At 57.0% G+C, this 542-nt stretch carries 1 protein-coding gene; it reads right to left on the reverse strand.

The genetic code is table 11. From position 1 onward, the window contains the following. The coding region (locus tag B879_RS24350) for an L-lactate permease (RefSeq protein WP_202949688.1) at positions 1-192 on the reverse strand (192 nt) is incomplete at its 3' end. Positions 193-542 lie beyond the last annotated feature (350 nt).

The following is a 542-nucleotide window of genomic DNA, read 5'->3' on the forward strand; positions in this document are numbered from 1 at the left end:
CGCACCAAGTACTCCCGACATCAGGGTCATGCCGACCGGCATCTTGAATACGAAGATCGCCACCAGGATGGCAACCAGCAATGAAACCAGGCCGGAGACGTGCGCCTTGGCCTTGACCACGGCCAGCATGATGAAGAACGTCAACAGCGGCAGCAGGGAAATGAGGGCCGAAAGCGCAATGCTTCCGGCCAACGGTTCGGTGGATGGTGTGAATGTGTCCACTGGGCGTCCTTCGCGTGGGAGGTAGAGCGCGGATAAAGGGTGTGCGGTGGACGCCCTTAGACATCCGTGGTCGGACCACTATGGTCCGACCACACCAGCATAACCTAAGATCCGATCGCATGGTGAGTGGAGTCACAACTTATTTTTTGCGGAGCACATTCGCTGGACGTGGGCCCGATCACGTCATAGTATGGTCAGACCACATCAATTCCTCGGCTGAGCACGCCGGAAGGATCACTGAATGAAAATCGCACTTTTCGCCACCTGCATCGTTGATGCCATGTACCCGAGCACCGCACGTGCCACGGTCAAGATTCTCG

The organism is Cecembia lonarensis LW9 (assembly GCF_000298295.1).
GTDB lineage: Bacteria > Bacteroidota > Bacteroidia > Cytophagales > Cyclobacteriaceae > Cecembia > Cecembia lonarensis.